Origin of the sequence: Cognataquiflexum rubidum (assembly GCF_022538115.1) — a bacterium.
Lineage (GTDB): Bacteria > Bacteroidota > Bacteroidia > Cytophagales > Cyclobacteriaceae > Cognataquiflexum > Cognataquiflexum rubidum.
Window position 1 is genome coordinate 200,450 of record NZ_JAKZAL010000002.1, and the last position, 25,524, is coordinate 225,973.

24 protein-coding genes are annotated in these 25,524 nt (G+C 42.4%); 10 read left to right on the forward strand and 14 right to left on the reverse strand.

From position 1 onward, the window contains the following. Positions 1–16 precede the first annotated feature (16 nt). On the reverse strand, positions 17–643 hold the full coding sequence (locus MMU05_RS03190; RefSeq protein WP_241140221.1) for a class I SAM-dependent methyltransferase: 627 nt from the start codon (positions 641–643) through the stop codon (positions 17–19). Between the two features lie 165 nt (positions 644–808). Between MMU05_RS03190 and MMU05_RS03195 the strand changes: the two genes are divergently transcribed. From MMU05_RS03195 to MMU05_RS03205, 3 genes are all read left to right on the forward strand, one after another. Further along, a complete protein-coding gene (locus MMU05_RS03195; RefSeq protein ID WP_241140222.1) occupies positions 809–1,246 on the forward strand; it encodes an RrF2 family transcriptional regulator in 438 nt (145 codons plus the stop codon). Positions 1,247–1,385: 139 nt separating this feature from the next. Then, positions 1,386–1,952, forward strand: a complete 567-nt coding sequence (locus MMU05_RS03200; RefSeq protein ID WP_241140223.1) for a fasciclin domain-containing protein — start codon at positions 1,386–1,388, stop codon at positions 1,950–1,952. 147 nt (positions 1,953–2,099) lie between these two features. After that, the gene (locus tag MMU05_RS03205; protein ID WP_241140224.1) at positions 2,100–3,545 is read left to right on the forward strand and encodes a PhoPQ-activated pathogenicity-related family protein; all 1,446 of its coding nucleotides are present in this window, start codon (positions 2,100–2,102) and stop codon (positions 3,543–3,545) included. Between the two features lie 102 nt (positions 3,546–3,647). Here the strand turns inward: MMU05_RS03205 and MMU05_RS03210 are convergent, their stop codons facing one another. Continuing rightward, positions 3,648–4,496: an OmpA family protein gene (locus MMU05_RS03210; RefSeq protein WP_241140225.1), complete on the reverse strand. Its 849-nt coding sequence runs from the start codon at positions 4,494–4,496 to the stop codon at positions 3,648–3,650. Positions 4,497–4,622: 126 nt separating this feature from the next. On the opposite strand from MMU05_RS03210, the gene MMU05_RS03215 reads away from it, so the two are divergent. Continuing rightward, positions 4,623–5,750 (forward strand): aldose epimerase family protein, encoded by a 1,128-nt coding sequence (locus tag MMU05_RS03215; RefSeq protein ID WP_241140226.1) that lies wholly within the window; start codon positions 4,623–4,625, stop codon positions 5,748–5,750. A gap of 482 nt (positions 5,751–6,232) precedes the next feature. Here MMU05_RS03215 and MMU05_RS03220 read toward each other — a convergent pair whose 3' ends face one another. From MMU05_RS03220 to MMU05_RS03230, 3 genes are read right to left on the reverse strand one after another with little or no spacing between them, the layout of a single operon-like run. Next, positions 6,233–7,633: an NAD(P)(+) transhydrogenase (Re/Si-specific) subunit beta gene (locus MMU05_RS03220; RefSeq protein ID WP_241140227.1), complete on the reverse strand. Its 1,401-nt coding sequence runs from the start codon at positions 7,631–7,633 to the stop codon at positions 6,233–6,235. Next, positions 7,630–7,947 (reverse strand): NAD(P) transhydrogenase subunit alpha part 2, encoded by a 318-nt coding sequence (locus MMU05_RS03225; protein ID WP_113924364.1) that lies wholly within the window; start codon positions 7,945–7,947, stop codon positions 7,630–7,632. Before MMU05_RS03225 ends, MMU05_RS03220 begins: the two co-directional genes overlap by 4 nt. Before the next feature lie 2 nt (positions 7,948–7,949). Further along, positions 7,950–9,074, reverse strand: a complete 1,125-nt coding sequence (locus tag MMU05_RS03230; protein WP_241140228.1) for a Re/Si-specific NAD(P)(+) transhydrogenase subunit alpha — start codon at positions 9,072–9,074, stop codon at positions 7,950–7,952. A 428-nt stretch (positions 9,075–9,502) separates the two neighbouring features. Here MMU05_RS03230 and MMU05_RS03235 point away from each other — a divergent pair, with 428 nt between their 5' ends. After that, a complete protein-coding gene (locus MMU05_RS03235; protein ID WP_241140229.1) occupies positions 9,503–10,195 on the forward strand; it encodes a polysaccharide deacetylase family protein in 693 nt (230 codons plus the stop codon). A 5-nt stretch (positions 10,196–10,200) separates the two neighbouring features. Here the strand turns inward: MMU05_RS03235 and MMU05_RS03240 are convergent, their stop codons facing one another. The 7 genes from MMU05_RS03240 to MMU05_RS03270 form a co-directional block, all read right to left on the reverse strand. Continuing rightward, positions 10,201–11,391 (reverse strand): hypothetical protein, encoded by a 1,191-nt coding sequence (locus tag MMU05_RS03240; RefSeq protein ID WP_241140230.1) that lies wholly within the window; start codon positions 11,389–11,391, stop codon positions 10,201–10,203. 10 nt (positions 11,392–11,401) lie between these two features. After that, positions 11,402–12,226 (reverse strand): type 1 glutamine amidotransferase, encoded by an 825-nt coding sequence (locus MMU05_RS03245; RefSeq protein ID WP_241140231.1) that lies wholly within the window; start codon positions 12,224–12,226, stop codon positions 11,402–11,404. A gap of 95 nt (positions 12,227–12,321) precedes the next feature. Continuing rightward, a complete protein-coding gene (locus tag MMU05_RS03250; protein WP_241140232.1) occupies positions 12,322–13,431 on the reverse strand; it encodes a carboxylate-amine ligase in 1,110 nt (369 codons plus the stop codon). A 3-nt stretch (positions 13,432–13,434) separates the two neighbouring features. Next, complete coding sequence (locus tag MMU05_RS03255; protein WP_241140233.1) at positions 13,435–14,391, reverse strand: ATP-grasp domain-containing protein; 957 nt, start codon at positions 14,389–14,391, stop codon at positions 13,435–13,437. A 17-nt stretch (positions 14,392–14,408) separates the two neighbouring features. Continuing rightward, entirely contained in the window at positions 14,409–15,122 is a 714-nt protein-coding gene (locus tag MMU05_RS03260) for an alpha/beta hydrolase-fold protein (protein ID WP_241140234.1), read from the reverse strand. 533 nt (positions 15,123–15,655) lie between these two features. Then, positions 15,656–16,147 carry a hypothetical protein gene (locus tag MMU05_RS03265; RefSeq protein ID WP_241140235.1) on the reverse strand — a complete coding sequence of 164 codons (492 nt, stop codon included), beginning with the start codon at positions 16,145–16,147 and terminating at the stop codon, positions 15,656–15,658. Next, on the reverse strand, positions 16,144–16,668 hold the full coding sequence (locus MMU05_RS03270; protein WP_241140236.1) for a gamma carbonic anhydrase family protein: 525 nt from the start codon (positions 16,666–16,668) through the stop codon (positions 16,144–16,146). The genes MMU05_RS03265 and MMU05_RS03270 overlap by 4 nt, the downstream gene beginning before the upstream one ends. A gap of 150 nt (positions 16,669–16,818) precedes the next feature. On the opposite strand from MMU05_RS03270, the gene MMU05_RS03275 reads away from it, so the two are divergent. From MMU05_RS03275 to MMU05_RS03295, 5 genes are all read left to right on the forward strand, one after another. Continuing rightward, entirely contained in the window at positions 16,819–17,538 is a 720-nt protein-coding gene (locus MMU05_RS03275; RefSeq protein WP_241140237.1) for a YceI family protein, read from the forward strand. A gap of 79 nt (positions 17,539–17,617) precedes the next feature. Continuing rightward, the gene (locus MMU05_RS03280; RefSeq protein ID WP_241140238.1) at positions 17,618–18,868 is read left to right on the forward strand and encodes an anthranilate synthase component I family protein; all 1,251 of its coding nucleotides are present in this window, start codon (positions 17,618–17,620) and stop codon (positions 18,866–18,868) included. Positions 18,869–18,871: 3 nt separating this feature from the next. Further along, positions 18,872–19,981, forward strand: a complete 1,110-nt coding sequence (gene dinB, locus MMU05_RS03285; protein WP_241140239.1) for a DNA polymerase IV — start codon at positions 18,872–18,874, stop codon at positions 19,979–19,981. A 289-nt stretch (positions 19,982–20,270) separates the two neighbouring features. Continuing rightward, positions 20,271–20,576: a type II toxin-antitoxin system HigB family toxin gene (locus tag MMU05_RS03290; RefSeq protein WP_241140240.1), complete on the forward strand. Its 306-nt coding sequence runs from the start codon at positions 20,271–20,273 to the stop codon at positions 20,574–20,576. 22 nt (positions 20,577–20,598) lie between these two features. Beyond that, positions 20,599–20,988, forward strand: coding sequence for a helix-turn-helix domain-containing protein (locus MMU05_RS03295; protein WP_241140241.1), 390 nt, complete (start codon positions 20,599–20,601; stop codon positions 20,986–20,988). A gap of 123 nt (positions 20,989–21,111) precedes the next feature. Here MMU05_RS03295 and MMU05_RS03300 read toward each other — a convergent pair whose 3' ends face one another. After that, a complete protein-coding gene (locus tag MMU05_RS03300) occupies positions 21,112–21,435 on the reverse strand; it encodes an antibiotic biosynthesis monooxygenase family protein (protein WP_241140242.1) in 324 nt (107 codons plus the stop codon). Between the two features lie 69 nt (positions 21,436–21,504). Continuing rightward, complete coding sequence (locus tag MMU05_RS03305; protein WP_241140243.1) at positions 21,505–25,446, reverse strand: hybrid sensor histidine kinase/response regulator transcription factor; 3,942 nt, start codon at positions 25,444–25,446, stop codon at positions 21,505–21,507. Positions 25,447–25,524: the final 78 nt, after the last annotated feature.

A 25,524-nucleotide genomic window follows, 5' to 3' on the forward strand; every position in this document is an offset into this window, starting at 1 on the left:
ATGGGAACCGGTTTTTCTATTTTCCAATCTTTTTAAAACCGCAAAAAGTATAATGTTGCCTTGCGCCGCCGGGGGTGATATGGTCGGTTTGGAAACATTTGGTTTTCTGGAAATATGGGCTGAAAACTTCTGTTAATTTATCTATCGAATATTGTCTGACTGGCAGTCCGCTGCAATGTGTAGGGCCTTGGCCAGAGAAAGTCCCGATAAGCATCAATCCGTCTTCGGAAATGGACTCATTGGCTATTCGAACATATTTTTGTGTTTCTTTTGGGTCAAGCAAAAAGTGGAACGCTGCCCTGTCATGCCATACATCAAATTTTTCTTTGGGCTCAAACATCAGGATATCGGAATTGATCCAAGTTACTTTTGTAGCATTTTCACCCAACCTGTTCTTGGCTTTTCCTATGGCTTTGCGGCTGAGATCGAGGACATGGATATGCACAAACCCCAAATCCAAAAGGTGGTCAACCAAATAGCTGTCCCCACCGCCCACGTCAAGGATTTTGGCGGTTTTTGGGATTTTCGATTCTTCAATGAAGGATAGGGAAACAGTAGGTGTTTTCTGATACCAACCCACTTCGGTAAAATTTTTTGTTTCGTAGATTTTCTCCCAATGCTGCTCTTTGTCAATATTTGCCATGATTGGATATCGGAATTTGAATTTTTTCTGACTAAATAAATTATTCAAAAGTCTGAAAAAACCATTTTCTGTTTTGTAATAAAAATTACCGATAATAAGATGAAAATATCTTTTATTTGGGATTCTTTTCCTAATCTTGTCAGTCGAGTCAAACAACTTATTCATATGTTTTCAAAAACCTGTCAATACGCAATCAAAGCGGTTATTTATATCCATAAGCAATCTTTGGAGGGAAAAAAAGTAGGGGCGAAGGAGATCGGTCAGGAAATAGATGCGCCGGATGCATTTACGGCTAAAATTCTTCAGGTGTTGGTGAGACAGCATGTGGTCGGTTCATTCAAGGGTCCCACCGGTGGTTTTTATGTAGATAAAAGTCATGAATTCAAAACCTTGAAAGACGTTGTTTTGGCCATTGATGGTGATCAACTTTTTCAGGGTTGTAGCTTGGGGCTGAATCAATGCTCAGAACAAAATCCCTGTCCGTTGCATTTTGAAATTGTCAAAGTCCGCTCCAATATTCATTATATGCTGACTTCCAAAAGTCTGAAACAGCTTGCTGAGGAAGTAGGAGACGGGTCGACGGTTTTGGCAAGGTTGGCCTGATTTTTTTCTCATAAAGGGAATAACCTTTTTATAAAATATTTGCGGCTGGTTTTAATTATCTGGAAAAGCATGACTTTTATCATAAAGGATAAAAGTATCCTTTATTATTTTTGTCCTACATTCAAAACCCCAAAACAATATGAAATCACTAGTCAAATATTTTCCATTATTGGCCTTATTGCTGATAACAATGAGTTGTGGCAGTTCCGGAGAACAGCAACAAAGTACTGAAAACAATGCCTCTCCCCAAGCTGTCGGACAGTCGGGCGTTGTCGATGACGATTCCAATCCCAATGTCGTGCAGGTAGCAGTTGGTTCCCCTGACCACACCACCCTTGTGGCCGCCTTGCAGGCTGCCCAATATGTAGATGCGCTGACCAATGTGGGTCCGTTTACAGTTTTTGCCCCCACCAATGCCGCATTTGATGCGCTGCCGGCGGGAACGTTGGAGACACTCACCAAACCCGAAAATCAAAGGAAACTGAGGGACATCCTTGAATACCATGTGGTGTTGGGTGTGTATAAGGCTGATGCTTTTGTAAGCGGTAGAAAACTGGGAACAGCTGATGGAAGGTCTCTAGAGGTAGAAGTCGGTGCTGACGGTACCATTTTGATCAATGGAGGTAAAATAATCGCAACAGTTCCAGCCTCCAATGGCATTATCCACGTTATAGACAAAGTTCTCGTTCCAGCAGATAATAAATAAAGGTTGAATGGATTTTCGAAAGCCGGGTTTTCTTTGAAACCTGGCTTTTTTTTAGTTTGTATTTTAAGGACTTCTGATATTTTAAAATTGGAGAGTTGGCTTTTTTTTCAGTAACTTTTGAAATGCTAAACAAATAAAACCACCTCTATGAAACGACATTTCAATCCATTGATTTTTAGGGTATTTTCCCTTGCAGTACTTCTTTTCGCTTGCTGGAGCTGTCAGCCCAAACAGGAAGAAATTATCACCTCTTCAGAAAAATCCGATACCCTTCTCCATGATTATGTGCATGCCGTTGATTCTACTTTCAGGTATGAAATCATCCATAGCTCGGAAGGGGATGGGTACGATTATCATGTCATGAAGATGTATTCCCAACATTGGCTTACCAAAGAAATCGTGGATGACACAGAATGGTGGCACTATGTCTCGGTGGTGATTCCTAAAGACACACCCTTCCAGACCGGCATGATGTGGATAGGCGGAGGGAGTAAAAACTCCAAGTTACCCACCGAACCTGACGCTTTGATTTTGGCTGCTGCCACCCAAACCAATTCCATTGTGGCACAGGTTCACAATATTCCTTTTCAGCCTATCGTATTTGCAAATGATACTTTTGGTGAAAGGTATGAAGACGCCATCATCGCTTACGGATGGAGAAAATTCATGGAAGGGGGAGCAAAGGATGAAGATGCCTTTTGGCTTGCCCGCTTGCCCATGACCAAAGCTGTCAAACTGGCCATGGACGTGGTTACGGAAGTAGCCCAAAAACAACACAGTAAAAAAGTGGATAAATATGTGGTAGCCGGTGCTTCAAAAAGGGGATGGACTACCTGGACCACTGCTGCTGTAGATGATAGGGTGGTGGCGATAGTTCCCATCGTGATCGACCTACTCAACGTGGTGCCTTCCTTTCAGCATCACTGGAGAAATTATGGTTTTTGGGCGCCTGCTGTGGATGATTATGTGAGAGAGGGGATTATGGAATGGCAGGGCTCCAAAGAATATGACAGGCTTCTGGAAATCACCGAGCCCTATTCTTTCCGGGAGAATTACGACATGCCCAAGCTGCTGATCAATGCTACCGGAGATCAATTCTTCTTGCCGGATAGCTGGAAGTTTTATTGGGACAGCCTGCCTGGAGAAAAGCACGTCCAATACGTCCCTAACTTTGGACATGACCTCAGCGAGTCTGATGCCTTGCCCAATATGATTGCGTTTTATTCTTCTGTATTGAATGGAAAGGATAGACCTAAATATGATTGGAAGATAGACGGAGAAAAAATATTGATCACCACCGATCCCAATGAGAAACCTGCCTCCATCAAGCTTTGGTCTGCCCAAAATGAGGAATCCCGTGATTTCAGGATCGATGCGTTGGGACCAAAATGGACTTCTTCAGAAATCCTTGTCAATGAAAGCGGAAGGTATGAGGTAGATATCAAAGAACCAGAAAAAGGATACAAAGGCTATTTTGTGGAAATCTCCTATCCGGGTGAAGCGCCGATCAAGGTCACAACAGGAGTAGAAGTTTTGCCAAGGGTTTATCCATTCGAACCCTATGTATCCAAAGAGCCAAAAGGCAGCAAATAAGCCTTCGGCCTAGCCACCTATCTGCCCAAAACAAATAAAGCCGGGAGTTTTCCCGGCTTTTTGTATTCGAATAAAATTTTTTCGTTTGGATATTAAGTCAACTCAATTTTCGATCATGGCAAAAAACTCATCCATATCAGGGATGAGGACGATTCTAGTTCTTCTGTTTTTGGCCATGTTTTCTTTACTGTCGTTTTCCACCAAAGGAATGTAGCTAGCTCTACCTGCAGCGATCAACTTTTCTGGAGATACATTGTATTTGGTTTCAAGTATCCTTACGATAGAAGTTGCTCTTTTTACACTCAGGTCCCAATTGTCCTGAAGAACACCGGTCTGGATTGTTCTAGGGTCAGTATGACCTTCGATCATCACCTCAAGAGAAGGCTCTGAATTGATGACTTCGGCTAATTTCTTAAGCAGGTTGTCAGCATTTTTGGATACCTGGTAGCTACCGGTATTGAAAAGTAATCTGTCAGAAACATTGATCATCACGACGGTTTTGTCAACCGTGATCTGGATGTCGTCATTTTGCTCGGCTGAACCGTCAGTGATTGACTTCATCAGGTTATGGGAAACCGCCACATTGATAGAATCTTCCAGGTTTTTGGCACCCTCAAGTTGGGCGGCAGAGACATTGGCTAATGTTGCATTGAGTTTTCCTCTAGTGTCGTTTGACATCGGAGTTTTTCCATTCAAAGTGAATTTGGAATCGTTTTCTTCTTTCAAGGAATTGATCCTGCTGTTGAATTCCGCTACCCGGGCTTCAATTTTTCCCATTTTATCTTCTAAAACTTGTTTTTCAGCTTCTAAGGCTTCTTTTTCCTGGCGTGTTTCGGCAAGGGCGGCTTCAGTTTGGAACTTGTCATTCTGAAGTTGGACATATTTCTTTTTGGAAACGCACGAAACGCTTATGGTAGCGATTGCGAGAGATAATACGATAATTTTTTTCATAGATAGAACAGTTTTTCTACCTTACTTCCAAAAATGAAGCCATTGAAAATACTAAAATTGATATTCACTTAAATTAGGCCTCGTTTTCTAGTATTTAGTTTTAATTTACCTGATAAACCCATTGAAATGAAAAACTTAACCTATTTACTAACATTAATATTGTACTATTCACTGGCTTCCTGCCAAGCTCCTAAAGAGGAAAAGGTAGAGGAACAGATCAAATTTGAAGTCATGATAAAAAATATCCAAATGAATGGCAAAGATGCCAAGGTATTTAACCTGAAAAACGGGAATGGCATGGAAGTGGAACTGACCAACTACGGGGCGACGATTTCAAGGATACTCGTGCCTGACCGTGATGGCAATTCAGGGAATGTCATGCTTACTTACAATAAAGTGGAGGATTTCGTCACAGACAGGTACTTTTTTGGTGCGACTGCGGGAAGATATGCCAACCGGATCGCCAAAGGTAAATTTGAATTAGACGGTCAGCCCTATGCATTGGCTACAAATAACGGGGAAAACCACCTGCATGGAGGAGAAGTCGGGTTCAACCAAAAAATATGGGATGCCGAAATGCTGGAATTGGAAGATGCCGTCGGAGTCAAAATGACCTATGTGAGCCCTGACGGAGAGGAAGGTTATCCCGGTACTTTGACCACGACGATGACTTTTATACTGGCAAAAGATAACAAACTTTCCATCGACATCGAGGCAAAGACGGACAAGCCGACTGTCGTCAATATCACCCAACATGGATATTTCAACCTGAGCGACATGAAAGAGGATATTCTTGGACACGAGATGACCATTTTTGCCGAGCACTATACACCGGTGGATGCCGGTCTGATACCGACAGGAGAGATTGCTCCTGTAGCCGGTACCCCATTTGATTTCACTACCCCACATCAGATCGGTGAAAGAATCGCCGATACCGGTAGTGGCTATGACCATAATTTTGTGGTGAAAAAAGAACACGATGGCCAACTTGCAAAAATGGCGGAAGCCTATCATGCAGGTACCGGAAGGGTTTTTACGATGTATTCCAATATGCCCGGAGTGCAGTTTTATACCGGGAATTTTTTGGATGGCAAGCAGACTACCAACGGAGTGACCTACACCAAAAACTATGGATTTTGCCTGGAGCCTCAGTTTTTTCCCGATTCACCAAACCGCCCTGATTTCCCAACAGCAAGGTTGAATCCCGGAGAAACTTATAGCCATAAGATCGAATATGTTTTTGGAGTAAGGTAGATCTATTTATTTTGGTTGTCCGCTACTTTGCCAGGAGGCCAATAATCTTCTACAAACGGGTTTGAAGACGGAAGTCGGAAGACCCCCGCCTGCCGTCGGGCAGGGATGTACCGTTCATTATGGTTTCCGGCCATGATTTAAATTGGGAAATCATTTTACTGAAATCAATGCATAGATGCATATTTTAGTAGAATTAGATCAAATCATCTAAACTGCTTTTTCTTCGCTGATGTATCTTCGCAGAGAAAGCAGTTTTATTTTTTGGAGTATTGAGAATCGATAGGTTATCAGGAGTTTCTTTTGAAATTTTAGCCACTATTGATGCGATTGTCTGATTAGTCGAAAAGCAAAAAGCCCAAGCTTGTTAGCGAGGGCTTTTTTGACTTTAATCAGGAAAGAATATATTTTTTAACAATTCATTAAATTAAACAAGAATAATTCAAGGATACGAAACATCTGTCATCCTTCATCGGACAATTTTTTTACACTTCTTTCACCTCAGCAGTCAGCTTTTGTAGTGTAGCTTTTGCATCTCCAAAAAGCATTCTGGTTTTAGGATAGAAGAAGAGTTCATTTTCTATACCGGCATAACCTGCCGCCATACCTCTTTTGAGGATGATTACATTTTTGGCTTGGTCGACTTCGAGGATTGGCATGCCATATATCGGAGAGGAAGGGTCATTCTTGGCAGCAGGATTGACCACGTCATTGGCCCCGATCACGACTACGACGTCTGTGTTGGCAAACTTGGAATTGATCTCTTCCATTTCCTGCATCCTTTCATAAGGTACATCAGCTTCCGCCAATAGGACGTTCATGTGTCCCGGCATACGCCCTGCCACCGGATGGATGGCATAATTGACCTCGACTCCCTTTTCCTCCAATAATTTTTCGAGTTCATGGCAAATATGCTGCGCCTGTGCCACAGCCAATCCGTAACCGGGAACGATGACTACACTTTGTGAATAGGAAAGCAAAACGGCAGTATCGGAGATGCTGATCTCACGGACGGATTGGTCTCCGCTTGCGGATTTTGCACCTCCGGGGGCAGCGCTACCAAATGCACCCAATAATACATTGGTCAACGACCTGTTCATCGCTTTACACATCAGGATAGTTAAGATTGTTCCTGCTGAACCGACCAGAATACCTCCTGTCAACATGGCTTTGTTGCCATAAAGAAAACCACCAAAAGCCGCTGCCATACCTGTAAATGAATTAAGCAGGGAGATCACCACCGGCATATCTGCACCCCCGATCGGCATCACAAACAGCACTCCGTAGATCAAAGCAATTCCAAGAAGCACATAGAATAGGAGAGGGTCAGAACCGCTGACCATTTGGTAGATGATCAATACGACTATTGTTCCCAACATGACCATGTTGATGACTTGGTTCATCGGCAATACTTTATCCTGGATTTTTCCTTCCAATTTGCCGTAGGCAATGATAGAGCCGGAGAATGAAACCGAACCGATCAAAAGGCCCAAAAGCATCACCAACAGTTCACCATCAAAACCGGTAACCGTGCTGTGCTGATGGTGTTGGAATTCGATGATGGCGATCAAAGCCGCACAGGCACCGCCCATCCCGTTGAAGAAAGACACCATTTGGGGCATGGAAGTCATTTGGACTTTTTTTGCCATGATGGTTCCGATGACGGTTCCGATGATCAATCCCAGGAAGATCAACCCGTAATTGATCAATTTTCCCGAATCATAATCCTGATATAGGGTGATGGTCGCAATGATGGCGATCAGCATACCTGCAGCTGCGATGAGGTTTCCTTTTCTTGCCGAATCAGGGTTACTGAGCATTTTCAATCCCAGAATAAAAGTCAGGGATGCAATGAGATAACAGATTTCTAATATGTTCAGGCTCATGATTTCTTAGGTTTTTTCTTAAACATCTCCAACATTCTGTCCGTCACTACAAATCCTCCTATGACATTCAATGTGCCCACCAATACGGCCAAAAAGCCGACTGACAAGGCAAGGTAATTGTCAGGAGAAGCCTGCAGCATGACGATGATGGCACCTACGACCACCACTCCGTGGATCGCATTGGCACCGGACATCAAAGGTGTATGGAGGATAGCAGGGACGTTGGAAATCACTTCCACGCCCAAAAGGATGGCCAACAACAGGAAATATACCATCTCCATGTTTTCGCCTATATAACTTAATACTTGTTCCATGGTCAGTTGCTTTGCATTTGTATGATTCTTGGACTGATCGGATTGCCGGCATGACAGACACAAGTGCCGGTGACGATGTCATCTTCAAAATTCAGGTTGAGATTCCCGTCTTTGATAATCAGTTTGAGGAAATTAAGGTAGTTTTTGCCGTACATTTTGCTGGCATCCTGAGGCATGCTTGAAGCGAGGTTTCCGACTCCGACAATGCGCACGCCGTTGACTTCCACAGTTTGATCCGGTTGGGAGAGTGCACAGTTTCCGCCTGAGGAAGCGGCAAGGTCAATGATCACTGAACCCGGTTTCATAGCCCTGACAGTTCTTTCCTCTACGAGCTGTGGTGCTTTTCGTCCAGGAATCTGGGCGGTAGTGATGATGATATCTGCCTTGGTGGCATGCTCATGGATGGTGTCTTTTTGTTTTTGGATGTACTCCGGAGTTTGTTCGACAGCATAGCCACCGGCTCCTTTGTCCTCCTTGGCGCCTTCGACATCGACAAATTTTGCCCCCAAAGAAAGTACTTCTTCCTTGGCTGCCTGTCTGACATCAAATGCAAAAACAGAGGCTCCAAGTCTCCTTGAAGTAGCAATGGCTTGTAATCCCGCTACACCGGCACCCAAAATCAAGACCCTTGCAGGAGTGATACTTCCTGCAGCAGTCATAAACATCGGAAAAAATCTCGGAAGGAGATTTGCCGCCATGAGCACTGCCTTATAACCTGTGACTGTAGCCATGGAAGAAAGCACATCCATGGATTGCGCGCGGGTGGTCCTCGGAACCAACTCCATGCTGAATGCAGTCTTTTTTTCTTGGATCAGGTATTTGGTAAGTTCAGGATTGAACAAGGCACCCATTTGTCCCATCAGCACTGCCTCTGGTTTCAATCCGGCAATTTCCGCTTGGGAGATTGGCTGGATACCGATGACCAAATCTGATTGTGTTAGTATTTCCTGTCTGCTGTGGATTTCTGCTCCGGCTTCTTTGTAGAGTTCATCCGATGCATAGGCTCTGGCGCCTGCATGTGTTTCTACCCAAACCGAGACCTTCCAGCTGAGGAGAGTTTTGACCGCTTCCGGCAAAAGTGCTACCCTGGACTCGTCTTGGGGTTCTTTTAAAATCCCTATTATCATTGGTTGAAAATGTGATGGCGATAAATATATGCTCAAAAGATTTGAAGTCATGAAACTATCAAAAAGATTGTAAAAATAAAGTGATTTTAATCAGGCGGTATTGGTTTATTTTGATTTGAGTGATTTTTTTGGAATATTGTGCAAAATCTCGCAGGTATAGTAAGTATCACCCCAAACCAATTCCCTTAAACGTCAGCTGTTTTTAGTCCAAATAGAACCTTTTTGTCAGGGACAAGCAGTTATTTAAGCAAAATCAATCCACTGTTAAATTCCATCCTATTAAAATTAGGTAGGCAATGTGATGGTGGAATCAGCCCTCAGTAATTATTTATATCTATCTCATGAAAACCAACCTAGTCCGATTTAGCCTGTTAATGGCTTTTTTTCTATTTTTTTATCAGGAATCCTTTTGTCAAAACCAATGTTTGTTGGACGGAATTATCAGAGGGGACATCTCCAAAAAACAGGTTTCTCTCGTATTGACAGGTCATGAATACGCTGAAGGGGGTTGGGAAATTTTGGAAACTTTGGAGCGGAGTAATCTCAAAGCTTCATTTTTCTTTACGGGGGATTTTTATAGGAATCATGAGTTTGAACCGTTGATCAAAGCCCTTAAAAACAAAGGCCATTATCTTGGTGCCCATTCGGACAAGCACCTTCTCTATTGTTCTTGGGAGGACAGGTCACAGTTATTGATTGACAGGTATACTTTTTCAAAAGACCTGTTGGACAATTATTCCGAGATGAAGAGGTTTGGGATTGAACAGGAAGATGCCAAATATTTTTTACCTCCCTACGAATGGTACAATCAGAACATCAGTGAATGGACCGGCAAGCTGGGTTTTCAGCTCATCAATTTTACACCGGGCCCGAGAACCAATGCTGATTACACCGATCCGGGAATGGAGAATTATATCAGTTCGGAAGAAATCATGCAAACTATCCGGCAGGCTGAATTCAAAGACCCGAGTGGACTCAATGGTTATATGATACTTCTGCACATTGGGGTAGGGGAAAAGCGAACAGATAAATTTTATAAACTCCTTCCGGATTTGATCAAAATTTTGCAAAAATCCGGATACGAAATAGTGGGTTTGGATGAATTGCTCGAAAATATTTGAGCCAACTATTTTTCAAACAATCCCAAAGTGCCGCCTACCCAATCTTTGTCTTTGTTGAATTTGACTCCGATCATTTCTCCACGGCTTAACCTTACAAGATTCCCGATCAGGGTAGGGTTTTCGTCTTTCTCCGGCCAAACAGCCAAAATCCGCACCTCGGCTTTAACCTTTCCTTCAATGGCTTGGAGAACAGGGACGTACTTGGCTTTTTTCTGAAGGATGTAAAGGTCTTTGTCTTTTACCGCTTCAACATCGGATTTTTTGACATTAAAAATCACCCCGCTTCCTGAAAAGGAAAACAAAGGCTTCAAAACGTAATTTTCCAAATCCTCAGGTATTTCCTTCAACTCGCTCAATAAAGTTGTCTCTATGAAATAGGGGCCATTTAAATATGGCAGGATAAATTTACTGATGCGATAAAACCAATTTGGGTGGCCTGCCCATTCCACATCCAGTTCCTCCAAAAAAGAAAATTGCATGTTGAGGTCTTTTCTTGCCTCCAATTCATCGAAAATCACCCTGTTATAAATCCTTTTGATTCTGATTTCTCTACCTTCTTTGTTGGTATAGAAAAGCTGTTTCCCTTTTTTGATCACCTCGGTGACGCAGACAAAAGGAACTCCGAGATCCCTTTGGCAATAGTAAAAGTCAATCTTCGTATTTTGTTTTTCAGGTTCGATTTCGAGCAAAATGACTTCTTCGGGTTTGTGCCCGTTTAGGACAGTTTCTTTGAAAATATTCAGGTATCCATCGGCGTCTAGGTCATTGAAGTAGGGAGTGAATTGGGAAAGATAGGGATAGGCTTTTTTGATTTTCTCAAAAAGGTTATACTGAAAATTGAATACGGATGGGAAGCCCTGTACTTCGATCAACTTGGGAATGATCTTGCCATCTTCCTCACAGATTCCAAAGTCGATAGCCAAGAATTCAGTATTGCTGTTTTGGTTTGGGACATTGAAATTGAAACCTAATGAAGGTTCGGTGAGTTGGTTGAAATCCTTTCTTTTGATGAAATCAATGACATGCTGACAACCTTCCAACAGTTGGTCTTTCAATTGATTTGGAATAAAAAAAGGGGTCTCTGCAACCCTAAATGTCGGTAAGTAGTCAAAATCTGAGGCTAGGTCATTTAGGAAAGCCTGATATTTTTCTTTGCTGAATCCGTTGTTGAAAAATTCCCGATGCTGCTGAATCATATTTCATTAATTAGTGAAGGATGGCCTGTTGCTCTTTGATAAATTGGATGGATTGGGAAAGGAAGTTTGGTATCAGCGTTTCGTTGGTTTTGTAGATGGTGTGCTCTTCGACAATGTGCTCGAGCATGGCTAGGTACCGGGACTTTCCCCTCAGGGCAATGATTTCATCCCTGACTTCGTGCTTTTTGAGGTGGCTCAAAAAACCGACAGGATCAGCTTCGGGGTGGAATTGGGTTCCTACCATTTCCGGTGAAAACCTGATGGCCATGATTGCTCTTTCATATTCTACATGGTTTCGGTATTTTTCAAGAGCGATGATATGCGCATTCATTTCTTTGAATTTTTTCAGATGGGGTTTCACTACCTGATAATCTCTGGAATCAATCGCCCAAAAGGGATTGTCCAATCCCTCAAAAAGCGGATCAGTCATTCCGGATTCGATTTTGTGGATGGTCATTACCCCAAAAGAGGTGGATTTTCTCCTGGTCACTTCTGCGAGGCCAAAATGCTGTACTGCCATCTGAAAAGAATGGCAAATGAAAAGGATATATTTTTTTCTTTCATTGGTCTGATTCCAAACCGAGATATCATCGATCAGTTGGTAATATTTTGCATCCCAAATACCATCACCTTCGAGGGGATTTCCGGGTCCACCTGACGAAATGTAGAGATTGAAGTCTTCTACATTGGGGACAGCCGCATTTTGTCTGACATCAAAAACCTCAAGACTCAGTTCGCCGCCAAATCTTCCTACAATATCATGGATACAACGCATGCCCTGATTGGCTTTGCCGTTGTACATGTCCAAAACAGCAACTTTGATTTTTTCTTGCATGGTGATTGTTTGATTTTTCGGGCCGAAAGTTAAAGAATATTGAATGTAGATCGGTGAAAAGTATTTCCCAACCTACATTCAAAATCCCGTTCTCATCAGATTCCTTTGGTAAACTCTCCCACGATGAAGTCCACGACTTTGGACAAATCATGGTTTTTCTCTTCAAATACAGCCAATTGCTTGTCTGCACCGGTGCCGTTTTTGAGGATTTCATAGACATAATTGATTTCTTCCCTGCTACCCAATTCATCCACCACATCATCGATAAACTCCAACAGCTCCACCATCAATTCCTTGTAAGCGACTTCTTTTTTCTGACCAAAGTCAATCATCAACCCATCTGTCCCATACCTTGCAGCACGGAATTTATTTTCCCTGATCAAGGCTATCCGGTATATGTTGAAGCTGGTATTCATCATGCTCATTTTGTAGAGCTTGGCGACAACCGCCTGGATCAATGCCGTGATGCAGATCGTTTCGTCCACGGTCAGACACATATCGCAAATCCTAAATTCGATCGTGCTGAAGAAAGGATGCATCCTCAGGTCCCACCAGATTTTTTTCGGATTGTCGATACAGTTTGTCTTGACCAAAGTCTCGAGGAAATTGTCATAAGACTGCACCGAATCAAAATATTCCGGAAGTCCTGTTCTCGGGAACTTTGCGAAAACGTGAGCTCTGAATGCTTTAAAGCCTGTGTTTCTTCCTTCCCAAAAAGGGGAGTTGGTCGAAAGCGCATAAATATGCGGAAGGAAATAGCAAGCCTGATTCATGATCTGAAGCGCAAGCTCCCTGTTTTCGATGCCTACGTGGACATGTAGGCCAAAAATCAAATTGGACCTTGCGGTATCCTGAAGTTCATTGACAATCATGTGGTACCTCGGATCATCGGTGATGGGTTGTTCCTGCCATTTAGAAAACGGATGGGTTCCCGATGCACCGACAATTAATTTTTGCTCATCGGCCAAGTCCACTATTTTTCTTCTCAAATAAGAGACTTCCTGTCGTGCATCGGCGATGTTTTGGCAGATATTGGTTCCAACTTCCACCACAGATTGGTGCATTTCTGCCTTTACCTGCTCTTTCAGGATGATTTTGGCACCATCCACAATTTTGGACATATGGGATCTCAGGTCCCTGGTGTTGGGGTCGATGATTTGATATTCTTCTTCGACCCCTAAAGTAAATACAGGTAACTTTCTCATATATCAGAATCTTTTTGCGGAGCTGACAGCATTTTTCATAAAAGTGCCCCAAGTGAGGTTAACCTGACCTGGTTTATGTGATTTGGCATAGGCAATCGCCATTTTTGCGGCTTCTTCCACCACCCAATCAAAATTTGCCTGACCTACCGAGTTGATGTCTGCATCCGGCGCGGGATTGCCAAAGTCGATGGCATAAGGGACACCGTCTTTTACAGCAAATTCTACTGTATTGAAATCATATCCCAACCCTTCACAAAGTTTGATGGTGTAATCCTTCACTGTTGCCAATAGCTTTTTACTGGCAGGAGGTCCATCTACCACGTAGCGGAGATGGTGTGGATTACGCGGTTCATACTGCATGATGCGGACCGCTTTTCCCCCAAGGCAATACACCCTGAAATATTCCTGAAATACGATTTCTTCTTGAAGCAACATAACCAATTGGCCTGTCTCTTGGTGCTTTTGGAAAAATTCTTCTTTGTTTTCCAAACGGTATACGTTTTTCCAACCCCCGCCCGCATAGGGTTTCATATAGGCTGGAAACCCTACATAGTCAAAAATCCCCTGCCAATCCAACGGCATTTTCAAATTTCTGAATGACTTCGGCGTGGTGTCAGTGGGATGCTGTGCAGAGGGCAAAATCACGGTATTTGGCAGCGGTACACCCAATTGATCGGCGAGGGCATTGTTAAAAAACTTGTCATCTGCACTCCACCAAAAGGGGTTGTTGATCACGGCGGTGCCTGCCAAAGCGGCGTTTTTCAGATAAGCACGGTAAAACGGAACATCCTGTGAGATCCTGTCTATGATGACATCATACTCAGAAAGTTGGTTTTGGATTACCTTATCGATCAAAACAGGTTCTGCAATAATTCCTTTTTCTTTTTTTTCATTGACTCTTTCGACAAATGCATGGGGAAAAGTGTCTTCCATGCCAAACAGAATTCCTATCTTTTTCATATATGGTTGGTATTTGGTTAATTGAACTTGATTCTTGATAAATAGTGGGGGAACATTTCCTTCCAGATAGGCCAATCATGGTGCTTGTCCTTGCGCACATCAAGCCAATGACGGACGCTTTTTCCTTCCAAGGTATCACTTAGCTTGATATTGGCATCAAAACAGATGTCCCAATTGGAAGTCCCAAGGACGATGTCCATTTTCCACAAATCACCGTCATGGTTGCCCGGCAAAAATTCCAATGGGGAATTGTAAAAGATATCGCCATGGTTATACCCATCCATGAAGTTTCTGATTTCAAACGCCCCGGACAATGAAAACATGTGACTGACATAACCGGGATATCGGAAAGCAAAATTGGCCGCGTGGTATCCTCCAAAGCTGCAACCTGCCACGACGACCTTGCCGACCGAAGTGTTATGCCTGATTTTTTCGACTATTTCATGGCGGATCATGTGGTCATAGGCAATGTGATTTTGGATCCGCTGATGGGGATGGATTTGCTTGTTGTAAAAACTGTCCCTGTCATTGCTTTCCGGGCAGAATATCTGCACCAAACCTTGTTGGATAAACCAACTTGCCGATCCTATCAAACCCATGTCCCTGTTTTCGTGGAATGATCCCATTGAGGTCGGGTACAATACAACTGGATAACCCGCATGACCAAACGATAGCATTTGTACTTCTCTATGCAGGTGGGGTGAGTACCACTTAAAATATTCCTCTTTCATAACACAAAATTTTCTTATCTGAATAAAAATAGTCCGCTTTTGGGGATTCACAAAAAAATATGGTTAAAGTTTTCGGGACCTGATTCAAATAAATATTTTACCCTGCATAATTTATATTTTATCAAATTGGTTAAGGAGAAAAAAGAGGTCAAAAAAGAATAGATTTTTAAAAAATGGTAAGCGTAATTATTTTTGGAGATATCAATTCCGGTAAATTTTGGCATTGCAGGAAACTGATACCTTGATTATTTTAAATGCTTACTCCTTTCAATCATCATAAAAAAATTGGTCTTGAAATTATTCTATATGATTATCCGCTTTTATACCAGTAGCCAAATATCAATTTTCCACACCTCGGCAAGCTCGGTGAACAGTTATCGTGAGATCAGAGGGGGGTGGTAGAAATGCGGCTTTGCCGCATTTCTACCACCCCCCTTCAATATCAATAAATTCCGGTGGTCGATCCCGATAATTATCGTGGACGAGACCGTTCTGTAAGTAATCCTATACTGGTAAGAAGGTGGATATACATATTATTTTTTCAACGATATCTTTTTGCCTACCCCTGTCAAGACAATGAAGATGGTTAGCACGGAAAAGGTCCATTTTATAGCTGTTGAAATACCGGCCAATGATCCCCAAAAGTGGCTTTTTTCAGGAAATAGAATTAAAACATTGATGATGCTGATGTTTTCGATGACATCAAACAACAGGATGGCAAGGGGAAAAATGACCAACTTTTCATTTTGCCAAAGCCTGAAAATAAGGAATGAAAACAGAGCGCCGTAAACCAATGGATAGAGCATGTCCGAAACCATCAAACCTATCCGGTAGCTTTTCCTGATTTCAGGAGTGAATCCGTTAATCCTGTCAAAGGCTTCGTCTGCAGTATAAAAAATCTCCAAATCAAGCGGTTTTTCTCCCGGCATCATACCCGGTAAGATCCAAAGATTAAATCCCAGAAACAGGACAAAAAGTAGGGCAATGTTTCTGTTGGTGCTGAATTTGGTTAAGAATTCCTTCATTTTGCATCGCTTTCTTTAAACCATTCTGCATACATCGGATAGTTGCGTGCTGTCCTCTCTATGACTTCTATCATTTCGGGGCCTGTTTCTTTCACTTTTTTGGCAGGCATTCCTGCATAAATTGAATTGGCCTCTACGATTGTTCCTGCCAAAACCACCGCGCCTGCAGCAATGACCGCGCCGGAGTGGACCACGGCATTGTCCATTATGATAGCACCCATGCCGATCAGCACGTTGTCATGGATCGTGCAGCCATGTACCACAGCGTTGTGGGCGATAGAAACTTTATTCCCTATGACAGTTCCCGATTTTTGATAGGTGCAATGAATCACTGCGCCGTCCTGAATGTTGGTGTCATCACCGATGCGAATGTGGTGTACATCCCCGCGGACCACGGCATTGAACCACACCGTACAGTTTTTGCCCATGATCACATCTCCGACTATTGTCGCGTTTTCTGCCATCCAGCAGTTGTCCCCAAAAACTGGGCTAAAACCCCTTACACTTTTAATTAAAGCCATTTTTTTCGGTCTATAGTCTGATTGTGTACAAATACATGAAGGTCAAATTTATTTTTTTTTAAACCATCTGAACTTTTTTTACCAAAAATAGTTTTACATGTATATACACATATGTATGTACATTCAATTCAAACAACAACACTCAACATTATGAAACTATTACAAAAAACAGGTTTGGTCATTGCACTTGCCTTTATTGTGGTTGCCTGTGGCAAACCATCTGACACCGTAGATGCAACAGAAGCAGCTGAAGTAGCTGAGGCTACGGGCAAAACTTTGGCCATCAATCCATCTACGAGCCAAGTTAATTGGAGAGGCTATAAGCCAACAGGTCAACATTTTGGACTTATTCCTGTGACTACAGGAGAAGTGACTGTTCAAGGTGAAGAACTTACAGGCGCAAAGTTTGTATTTGACGTCACCGGTTTGAAAATCCAGGATATGGAAGAATCAAACGAGTTTTATGGAAAACTTTGGGGACACCTTCAGTCTCCTGATTTCTTTGATGCGGCTAACCACCCACAGGCTACTTTTGAATTGACTTCTGTAGAGCCTTATGCAGCAGGTGCGATTGCAGACAAAGAAGAATTCGCTTCTGAAAATACACCAAAGAAGGACTCTGAAGTTGCTCCTGCCAATCCAACCCATTGGATTTCAGGTAACCTGACTATGAGAGGTACTACCAAAAACATCAAATTCCCGGCTTCTGTGTCTATTGTGGATGGAGCGGTTTCTGCTTCTGCAGGTTTCAATATCGACAGAACAGCTTGGGGCTTGGCTTACAATGACGAAAGCTCTGCAGTTGACAAAGCAAAAGATCAATTCATCTACAATACAGTTTCTGTAGGTTTTGACATCAAAGCAAACTAAACCAACATAGTATATAAATCCAAAAGAGGAGGCCGCAAGGTTTCCTCTTTTTTTTGAGCCATTACGTTACTTTTGCAACATGTCAGAAAAGTTTGTGTTTTCGATTCCTGATCATCCTGATTGGAAAAGCCATTTGCTACAATGGTTTGACAATCAGTATCCGTATTTTTCATTTTTTCATAACAACGGGATCATCTATCCGCATGATGGATTTCCAAATGTTATTTTTGCAGCCCATCAATGCTTGGATTTGGCTGAGGCAGACCGGTTTTATGGAAAAAATGAGTTGGTAGGAATAGTCAGTTACGATTACAAAAACAAGGTTGAAAAACTCAGGAGCAACAATTCTATACCGGTCGATTGTCCTGAATCCTTATTTTTTATTCCTGAAATCAGGATGGAATTCAGTGAAGAAAGTTTTGTTGTATTTCATCCTGAAGGAAAAAGAATAGGGGAAGAAATCAGGGAGTCATTCCAACTTTTTTTGTTTAATCCCACAGTAAAAGTGAATCCTTTGACTACCAGAAAGGACTATTTCTCTGCCATCAAAGCCATTCAAAACCACATCGAGGAAGGAGACATGTATGAGCTAAATTTTTGCATGGCTTTTACCTTTGAAAGTCAAAATTGGAATCCGATTATCGGTTTTAAAGAATTGATGGAAAAGTCTCCCATGCCTTTTTCCTCTTTATTCAAAGCAAAAGAGAAATATCTTATCGGAGCTTCTCCAGAGAGATTTCTCAAAAAAGAAGGAAATCAACTTATCTCCCAACCGATCAAAGGCACCATCAAAAGAGGGAAGGATGCTGTCGAAGATGAAATTCTTAAAAACCAATTGCTGCACTCGGAAAAGGAACGGGCCGAAAACCTCATGATTGTCGACCTGATGCGGAATGACCTTTCCAAAATCTCCGAAACAGGTTCTGTGGATGTGGAGGAACTTTTTGGTGTCTATCCCTTTGCCAAAGTTCATCAGATGATCTCGACGGTGAGTTCCACTATTAAAAAAGAGGTGGGTCTTAAGGAAATTTTCCATGCCACATTTCCGATGGGCAGTATGACAGGCGCTCCAAAAATCAAGTGCATGGAATTGATCGAGAAGTATGAAAATTTCCAGAGAGGATGGTTTTCAGGAACTTTGGGACATATTCAAGCGAATGGGGATTTCGATTTCAATGTGGTTATCCGAAGTATTATTTTTGATCAAAATGAAGGCAAAGGATACTTTGCGGTAGGTTCGGCGATCACCTATGATGCGGATGCAGCCTACGAATATATAGAGTGTCTGCTCAAGGCTTCTGCGATCATGGAGGTTTTGGAAAGAAAATAGTTTATGGAAATCGTCAGGAAAATCATACATGTCGACATGGACGCTTTTTATGCGTCTGTGGAGCAGATGGACAATCCCGACTTGCGTGGAAAGCCCCTTGCAGTAGGCGGAAACAGGGAAAGGGGAGTGGTAGCTGCAGCTTCCTATGAAGCCAGAAAATACGGTGTCCGCTCGGCCATGTCCGGCAAAATGGCTGCCCTGAAATGTCCTCACCTGATTTTTGTTCCTCCTAGATTTGAGCGGTACAAAGAGATTTCCAATCAGATCAGAGAGATTTTTTATGCTTATACCGATTTGGTCGAGCCACTTTCTTTGGATGAAGCTTTTTTGGATGTGACAGAAAACAAGGTGAACAACCCATCTGCGACAAGAATCGCTCTTGAGATCCGAAAACGCATCAAAGAAGAAGTCGGATTGAATGCCTCAGCGGGAATCTCCTACAACAAGTTTTTGGCAAAAACTGCCTCTGACATCAACAAACCCAATGGTCAGGCCGTCATCTTGCCCAAGGATGCGGAAGCATTTTTGGAGAAGTTGCCGATAGAGCGGTTTTTTGGAATCGGAAAAGTGACTGCTGACAAGATGAAAGAACTCGGCATCCACAATGGTTTTGACCTGAAGCAATTTTCCCTGCAATACCTCAGCAAGCGTTTTGGCAAATCAGGGCTTCACTTTTACAACATCGTCCGCGGTATCCACCTGAGCGAAGTCCAACCTAACCGCATCCGGAAATCGCTGAGTGCTGAAAATACTTTTGAAACTGATTTGGCTAAAATGGAAGAGTGGCTGGTAGAATTGGAGGAGATTTTCGAAGAACTCAAACGACGCATCAGCCGAAGCGGGATCAAAGGAAGAACTGTCACGCTAAAGATCAAATACCACGATTTCACTGTTCAGACGAGAAGCAAGACTTTTGAGCAATTTACCGAACCCGAAAAAATATGGGAAACCACCTTGGAACTCCTCCACCAAGAAGAACTCAAATCCCCTGTCCGCCTCTTCGGCATCGGCATCTCCAACCTCAATGTCGAAGAAGAGAGTCTATATGTAGGAAAGCAGCTTTGGATTGAATTTGGGGAGGGGGATCGTCATTCGGAGTCCCCAACATTTTAAAATGTTCAGAAAAGAAATGACGTATGGTGTTGCGTCATCTTGAATCCGAGGTACGAGGATGAAAGATCTCAGAAAAAAGAGACCCTTCGCTTCACTCAGGGTGACGACCAAGAGATTCACGTCATTGGTAGTGAAGCGAAGAATCTCTTAATTGTGGTTTTGAATGCTAAAGGGAGTTTTCAGTCACAGTTTGCAGTGGTCAGTCTCAGTTTTCAGTCGCATGAATTGGATTTTTTTGTTTTCATTTTGAAAACTTTATGTTAGATTTAAATGTTGAAAAAATAAGTCTTTGAAAAACATTATCGCTTTAAGGAATCTGGTCAGGTTTTACAATAGGCATCCTGATGCAAAAGCAAGTATTGAAACTTGGCTTGCGATCACGAAAAGTGCTGTTTGGCAGAAGTCTTCAGATGTTGTCAGAGATTTTCCTGATGCTGATCCTGTGAAAAATAACAGAGTGGTATTCAACATTGCGGGAAACAAGTACAGGTTGATTGTTCAAATAAGTTATGTTAGGCAATGGGTCTTTATCAAATTTATTGGAACACATGCCGAATACAATAAGGTTGACGCGAACACAATTGATCAGTTTTAACCTTTAAAAACAATTTAAAAAAATGAAATGGGATAAAATCATCACTACCGAAAAGGAATATGAAACGGCCTTGAATAGATTGGCTGTGGTCTTTGACGCTCACCCGGATAGCCCTGAGGGAATGGAAGCGGAATTGTTGGTTACACTGATTGAAAAGTATGAAAAAGAATACTACCCAATTAATTTACCCGACCCAATTATTGCGATTAGAGAAGCGATTGAAATGAAGGGTTTAAAAGAAAAAGACCTAATTCCTGCAATAGGCAGCAAAACTACTGTTAGTCTTGTACTCAATCGCAAAAGGGCAATGACTGTAGATATGATCAGAAACCTCAAAGAATTACTCGGACTGCCTTTGGAAGTCCTCATCCAACCCTATGAACTGAATGGAGAGCGGGAATTGGTGAAATGATGATAAGAAAATTTTCAGGTAAGTTGTTTCCAAGAATGTTTCTCCAAATGTCTGCATCCTTGAAACCTTCCACCTTTTAATTTTACAATTTTTCAATCTTCCAATTTTCCAACTTTTTAATTTTCAATCTTCCAATCCAAACCCATAATCCCTCTCTACCAAACAAATCCTTGTCTTGTAGGAGGTATACCATTTTTCCCTTCCCATCCGCTGTGCAAAGATGTGTTCGCTGACCATTTTCCAATTGTGGATGGCATCAAGGCTTTCCCAATAACTGACCGTGATGCCAAGTCCTTCTCTAGCCGATTCGTGCCCGAGGTAACCTGGTTGCTTTTTTGCAAGTTCGACCATTTGATCCGCCATTTCTCCATAACCCTCATCCACTTTTGTTCGGATGCTGGTAAAAATAACTGCATAGTAAGGCGGGGAAGGTGTCCGGGATATCATAGGATTTGGGATATTTTCATATTTCAATACTAAGCAAAATCCTATTAAAATTTTCCTTCTGACTTATTCTCAATTTCTTTTTTCAAGGTATTCATTTGGCGTCATCTGATAGGTTTCTTTAAAGCATTTGATAAAGTAGGAAGGGGAGCTGAAACCCACAGCATAGGCTATTTCAGAGATAGACTCTCCGGATTTTTCAAGTCTTTGTACCGCCATCCGGAGTCTTTGGTCCCGGATAAATGCTGAGGTAGAAAGGCCCGTAAGGGCTGTCAGTTTTCTATGCAGCTGCATCCTGCTCATGCCTAGTTTTTTGCAAAACTCATCAACAGTGAAGTTTGAATCTCCAAGGTCTTCATCTACAATGCTTTGTAATTTTGCCAGGAATTTTTCATCTGTGGAGGTTATAGCGATGTCATTTGGCGAAATACTTGTTTTTCCCGAATAACGTATTCTTAGATTTCGCCGCAATTCAATCAATTTTTCTATCCTAACCAAAAGCTGTTTGATCCCGAAGGGCTTCAACATGTAGTCATCCGCACCTACTTCGAGTCCTTTAAGTATGTTTTCTTCTTGAGTTTTGGCAGTCAGGAGGATGATCGGGATATGTGATGTCTTTTCGTCATTTTTGAGTTTTTGACAAAGTTCAATTCCATCCATCTCCGGCATCATTACGTCAGATATGACCAAGTCCGGGATTTTCTTTAAGGCTAAGAAAAGACCTTCGCGTCCATTTTCTGCTTCCAGTATTTTGTAATAGGGACTGAGTTCGCCGATGATAAATGACCTCACTTTGTGGTTGTCTTCCACTACAAGGACCATTGGGGCATCTTCTCCTGCTAATATTTCCTGTGGCCTATATCCATTGGTTTGCTCATAATCTTCCTCTTCCACTACCTGTTCGGGACGGAAGGAATACTTTTCAACAGGGATGGTGATGGACACTTTAAATGCCTCTTTATCTTCCAGATCGAGGGTGATTTGACCTTTATGGAGTTCGACAAGGTCTTTGACCAGAGGAAGGCCAATTCCAAAGCCCTCGGTTTTGGTGTCCGGTTTATAAAATTTGTCAAAAAGACGGGAAATTTCCTCTTTGGTATAAGTAACCTGACTGTGGTTGCTGACATGTAAATGCAATTGGCCATCGTGGATTTTTGAGCTGAGGCGCACGACTGTGCCGGGTTTTCCGTATTTGATGGCATTCTGTAGAAGGTTGCTAACAATCTTTTCGATTTTGTCCGGGTCAAACCAAACCTCAGTCATCAACGGGATATCGGGACTGATGCGGATGTCTTTTTCGGCGGCAAAATAGAAGAAATTGGAAACTATTGACTGAAGCAAAAGGCCCATATTGCCCTTTTGGATTTTCAGTTGGAGCTTTCCTGATTTTATTTTGGAAACTTCCAACAGCTGATCGACAAGATTCAATAACCGATTGGAATTCTGTTTGATGAGGTTGAGCTGGGATCTGAAGACAGGGTTTTCGGACTGACTCATCAGCCTTTCGACAGGTCCCGCGATCAGCGTAAGTGGCGTCCTGAACTCATGGGAGATATTGGTAAAAAGATTGGTCTTGAACCTGTCTATTTCCAACAGCCTATTGGCTTCATCGACTTTCATTTTGATGAGAAATTTTATTTTCCATCTCCATTTTAGATAGAGGTATAGCCAGATTAAAGAAAGGGTGAAAAACAAAAAATAAATCAATTTGGCCCAAATGGTCAAATACCATGGTGGGAGAACGGTGAATTGGAGAGAAACAGGATCTGTGGACCAAATGCCGTCGTAGTTGCTGGATTTTACCAAAAAAGTATACTCACCGGGAGAAAGGTCCGTATATCTTGCCTGATTGTTATTGCCTGCCTGCACCCAGTTCTCGTCATGGTTTTCCAGCTTATACCGGAATTCATTTTTTCTTGGAGAGGAAAAAACCAAACTGGCCATGTTGATTGTCAGGGTGTTTTCATCATGGCCAAGTTTAAGCCCATTCTTGATCGGAATTTTTTTGTCGAAAACAAAAATATCTGTGACGGCGGTTTTTGGCTCGATTTCATTGAGGAAGATATCTTTGGCATTGAACCAGTAAAAGCCTTCCAAGCTTCCAAAATAGAGGGTTCCATCCGTTTGCCTGAAATAAGCGCCTGTATTAAATTCTGTGGCCAAACCATCGTAGTTGCTGTAATTGGTGATATCAAACTCAGGAGATACCGAGCTTTTTCCGGCCACTTTGGTGATTCCTTTGTTTGAACTCATCCAGAGGTTCCCATTCTGATCTGGCATTATCCCATAAATGACGTCATTTGGAAGGCCGTTTTTTGTGCTAAAAACCGATAACTCCATGGAATTAAGGTCAAGTCGGTTGAGCCCGGCACCATTGGTTCCGATCCATAAGACATTCCTTTTGGCAAAATACAGCGACTTGATGCTGTTGCTGCTGATAGCTTGCTGGCTTCCTTCTTGTTTTTGGATCGGGTAGAATTTTTCGGTTTTAAGGTCAAATTTTGCAATGCCATGGTTTTCTGTACCGATCCACAATTCACCATCATCACCATCAGTGATGGTCCTGATATTGTTATCGGGAATGCTGTTTGGATCCGAGGGGTCGTGGGTAAACTTTTTGATCACTCCCTTTTGAGGATCAAACCAGATCAATCCTTCATTTCGGGTGCAAAGCCAAAACCTGTTTTCTTTGTCTTTATGGATTTTCCACACGCTCGTATTTGGTAATTTGACGGCAGTCCTCTCATTGAAGTGGCGAAAGGTATTTGTTTTCAGATCCAAAATACTCAATCCTTCATCCTGATAGCCGATCCATAGTTTGTCTTCTCCATCGCCTAGGAGGCTCATCACCCGGTCACTTGAGATGGTTTGGAGATTGGATGGCTGATGCTGAAAAGTCTTCCATGATTTTGTAGTAGGATTGAATCTTGTCAGTCCTTTTCCGGAGGTTCCCAGCCAAACTTGGTTGTTGTTTTCCACAAAAATAGCCCTGACGACATCAATATTGATATCTTCAGGTACCTGCGCGTTATGGTAAAAATTGAATTTTTCCAAATAAGCATCATAAAAACTCAAGCCGGCTCCATCTGAGCCAAACCATAATGTCCCGGTATAGTCCTCAAAAACACAAAGAATATCATTGTAGTAAATTGACCGGGGGTTTTGCTTGGAATATCTGAATTTCTGAACTGTCTTTTTCTCCTCATCGACGATGGCAGCACCTTCACCATAGGTAGCGAACCAAACCTTTTTTTTAGAGTCTATGAAGATGTCTAAAATCATTTCGTTTTGGTCGGTGGGATCAGAAAAGTAATCAGATAGGGGAATTGCCTTTTCTCCGGGACTTTTTATAATCCAAGCTCCGTTTTTCAATGTTCCGATCCAGATTTTACCTTCCTGATCTGTTTTTGCCGAGGATAGTTTGATGTTTTTGTTGGTTTCCCAGATCTGCGTCAACTTGTAAGATTCAGGATTCCAAAGTGCCAGGTGGTGGCTGAAAGTGATGAGCATTTGCTGTCCGTCATAATCTGATATGGCAGCAAACTCCATTGCGGGGTCTGACCAGATCATTTCTGCTTTTTGGATCGAATCATTCCACCTATATAATTGACCTGAAAGTGTTCCGAACCACACGTTTCCCTTTTTGTCTTCAAAAATACAGTTGGCAGCCTGGATTCCTTCAATAGCCACAAAGTCGTTGACCTCCCTGTCAAGCAGCTCAGGTACAGAAGATTCGGGAATGATCCAGATCCTGTTTTTGCTATCTGCAAAGACCTTTCCCAACAAAAGCCTATCGTTTTCGGTGACATCTAAAAATTTCCTGTTATAGATGACAAATTCTTTGCCGTCAAACCTGTTGAGGCCTTCTTGGGTCGCAATCCACAAAAAGCCATCAATGTCCTGTGCCACCGAGACAACCGAATTTTGGGAAAGCCCGTCATTGACAGAAAGCTGTCTAAAAGAAAGGTCTGTCTGACCATATCCCACCGCAAAGAGGGAGTGTAAAACTGCCAAAAGGCTTAAAAATTTTAGGGACTTAGAAAAGTGTCGCATGCTTTTTAACAAAGGCTTTAAGTTCTAAAAAATAATCTG